General features: G+C 72.9%; 3 protein-coding genes. 1 reads left to right on the top strand and 2 read right to left on the bottom strand.

Annotated elements, in window-relative coordinates:
• Nucleotides 1–16 precede the first annotated feature (16 nt).
• Nucleotides 17–586 (bottom strand): TetR family transcriptional regulator, encoded by a 570-nt coding sequence (locus tag EAO76_RS41615; protein WP_148841431.1) that lies wholly within the window; start codon nucleotides 584–586, stop codon nucleotides 17–19.
• 145 nt (nucleotides 587–731) lie between these two features.
• Between EAO76_RS41615 and EAO76_RS41610 the strand changes: the two genes are divergently transcribed.
• On the top strand, nucleotides 732–2,216 hold the full coding sequence (locus tag EAO76_RS41610; protein ID WP_148841430.1) for an FAD-dependent monooxygenase: 1,485 nt from the start codon (nucleotides 732–734) through the stop codon (nucleotides 2,214–2,216).
• A 174-nt stretch (nucleotides 2,217–2,390) separates the two neighbouring features.
• Here the strand turns inward: EAO76_RS41610 and EAO76_RS41605 are convergent, their stop codons facing one another.
• Nucleotides 2,391–2,945, bottom strand: coding sequence for a hypothetical protein (locus EAO76_RS41605; RefSeq protein WP_187439022.1), 555 nt, complete (start codon nucleotides 2,943–2,945; stop codon nucleotides 2,391–2,393).
• Nucleotides 2,946–3,034 lie beyond the last annotated feature (89 nt).

Raw genomic sequence — 3,034 nt, 5'->3', positions numbered from 1 at the left:
CGCCCGCCGGACGGGGCTACGGCTTCTCGGCGGTCAGGTAGCGCTGGACGGTGGGCGCGAGCCAGGCGATCACTTCCTCGCGCGACATCTCCGCGGCGGGCGCGAACCGCAGCACGTAGCGCGTGAGCGCCATTCCCAGTATCTGCGAGGCGACGAGCGCCGCGCGGTGGGACGCCTCGGCCGGATCGGGGCAGACGCCGAGGGTGACCGGCCCTATCTGCTGGGCGAAGACCTCTCTCATCCGCTCCGCGCCCGCCTCGTTGGTGACGCCGACCCTCAGCATCGCCGTGAGCACGTCGTCGCCCTCCCAGCGGTCCAGGAAATGCGCCACGAGGGCCGCGCCGACGTGCTTGGACGGCAGCGCCCCCAGCTCGGGCAGCCGCAGATCGATCGAGGAGGCGGCGACGAACAGCCCCTCCTTGTTGCCGTAGTAGCGCATGACCATCGACGGATCGATGCTCGCGTCCCGGGCGATGGCCCGGATGGTGGCGCGCTCGTACCCGTCGGCGGCGAACCGCTCGCGCGCGGCGGCGAGGATCGCGGCCTTGGTGGCGTCCGAACGGCGGGGGGCGGCGGGCTTTGTCATGCCAACAAATGTAGGCCAACAAGCGTTGACATGCCAGTCACGCCGGAGTTACCGTTGCCAACAAGCGTTGACCAACGCCTGTTGACACGAAGGTGACGGTCGGTGACCACCGGCCACTGCTGATGAACGGGCCCAGGAGGCAGACATGACCACCAACCCGAGCACCACACCCGAGACCGTCGACGTACTCGTCGTGGGCGCCGGCCCCACCGGCCTGCTGCTCGCGGGAGATCTCGCCGCCCAGGGCGTCTCCGTCACGCTCGTGGAGCGCCGCCCGCACCGGACGAACAACATGACGCGCGCCTTCGCCGTGCACGCCCGCACGCTCGAACTGCTCGACAACCGCGGCCTGGCCGACGAGCTGATCAAGACGGGCACCCCCGTCACCTCGCTGCGCTTCTTCGGCACGCTCTCGATCGACCTCTCCCGGCTGCACTCCCGTTTCCCCTTCGTGCTGATCACCCCGCAGTACGAGGTGGAGCACCTGCTGGAGCGCCGGGCCCGCGCCGCCGGCGTCCGCTTCCGGTACGAGACGGAGCTGACCGGGCTCCACCAGGACACCGGGTCCGTCACCGCCGAACTGCGCGAGCCGGACGGCGGCCGGTCCACCCTCACCGCCCGCTATCTCGTCGGCACCGACGGGATGCGCAGCCCCGTGCGCCACGCACTCGGGCTCCCCTTCCCCGGCAGGTCCGTGATCCGGTCGATCGTCCTCGCCGACGTCCGGTTCACCGAGGAGCCCGCCTCCGTCCTGACGGTCAGCGGCGGGGGAGACTCCTTCGCCTTCATCGTCCCGTTCGGGGACGGCTGGTACCGCGTGATGGGCTGGGACCGCACGCACCAGCCCGCCGACAGCGACCCCGTCGAGCTCGACGAGATGCGCGAGATCGCCCGCCGCGCCCTCGGCACCGACTACGGCATGCACGACGCCCGCTGGATCTCCCGCTTCCACAGCGACGAACGCCAGGTGCCCGCCTACCGCACCGGCCGGGTCTTCCTCGCGGGCGACGCCGCCCACGTCCACTCACCGGCGGGCGGCCAGGGCATGAACACCGGCCTCCAGGACGCCGCCAACCTCTCCTGGAAGCTCGCCGCCGTGCTGCGGGGGCACACGTCCGACCCGGAGGCGCTCCTGGACAGTTACCACGCCGAGCGGCACCCGGTCGGTACGCGAGTGCTCCGCTCCAGTGGCGCGATCGTCCGCCTCGCCATGGCCCACACCCCGCTCCAGCGGGCGGTCAGAACCGCCGCCGCCACGATGCTGTCCGGCGTCCGCCCCGCCTCCGACAAGCTCATCGGCATGGTCTCCGGCATCTCGATCGCCTACCGGGCCCCGCGCGGCGCGCACCCCCTCACCTCGAAGCGCGCCCCCGACCTGAGCCTGCGGGAGGGCCGTCTGCACCAGTTGCTGCGCGACGGCGCGTTCGTCCTCGTCACCCCGGCCGGCGCCGCCGCCCCGGCGTCACCGGCCCCGTTGGTGCACGCCCACTGGCAGGGCGAGCGCGACACCACCCTGCTCGTCCGCCCCGACGGCTACATCGCCTGGGCGAGCGACCACGCCGACCCCGCGGCCCTGCGGACCGCGCTCGCCCGGCCGGCACCGGCCGCCACGACCGCCCGAGCCCGATGAGCACCCGGGGCCGACGGGCGCCCGAGGCCGGTGGGTGCCCGAGGCCGACCGGCACCCAAACCCGGCGGGCGCCCGGAGCCGGCCGGCATCCGAGACCGATGGGCGCCCGAAGCCGGAGGGGCCCGAAGTCGGAGAGTGTCCGATGAACGCCCGGCCCGGGTCGGCGCCCGTGGGTCAGAAGACGTACTCGTCGCCGGTGGCCGGAGCCAGCACCTCGTGGTCGTTGTTGCGGGGGTTCCGGTCGGTCGCCCCACCGTTCCACAGCGTGTCGATCCGTACGACGACCTCGTCCGGCTTTCCCGCGAGCTGCAACTCGAACGCGAACTGCCGCCTCCTCGCCTCCTCCGCCCCGTCGGCGCGCAGCTCGCCCGTCCGGCACAGCACGGTCTGCCGGCCGGTCTGCATGCAGTTCTCCGGGATCTCCTGCCGCCCGACGAGCGGCACCGACGTCCGCACGCGCACGGTCACGTCCGCCAGGTTCGACGGGCCGCGGTTCTCGGACCGCATCCAGACCCCGAGCCCCGAACCCCACAGCAGGACGTGCCCGTGGTGCGACACATCGGCCTCCGGTGCGACGGCGATCCCGGGACCGGGCCCGGGGACGACACCGGGTCCGGAGACGGCGGCCGTCGCGCCCGGGGCGCCCGCGGTGGCCGGTGCGGCGCCCGCGCCCAGCGTCGCCATCGCGACCAGTACCAGCGCCGCGGCTTTTCTACGGGTCACTACCATGCCCCGAAGATACAGATGGACCCGAATTATCCTTATTTGCCGATCGGTTCGGCGCGCGCCTTCCCCTCGTCCGGCCCATCCCCACCCAC

It is taken from the genome of Streptomyces sp. sk2.1 (assembly GCF_008120935.1).
GTDB lineage: Bacteria > Actinomycetota > Actinomycetes > Streptomycetales > Streptomycetaceae > Streptomyces.
Note: the sequence above shows the minus strand (reverse complement) of the source record. Positions and strands in the feature narration are given on the sequence as shown.

Bases quoted from the DNA above. Each gene is read 5' to 3' on its own strand.
- EAO76_RS41615 (WP_148841431.1), bottom strand. From the start codon at position 586: ATGACAAAGCCCGCCGCCCCCCGCCGTTCGGACGCCACCAAGGCCGCG.
- EAO76_RS41610 (WP_148841430.1), top strand. From the start codon at position 732: ATGACCACCAACCCGAGCACCACACCCGAGACCGTCGACGTACTCGTC.
- EAO76_RS41605 (WP_187439022.1), bottom strand. From the start codon at position 2,945: ATGGTAGTGACCCGTAGAAAAGCCGCGGCGCTGGTACTGGTCGCGATG.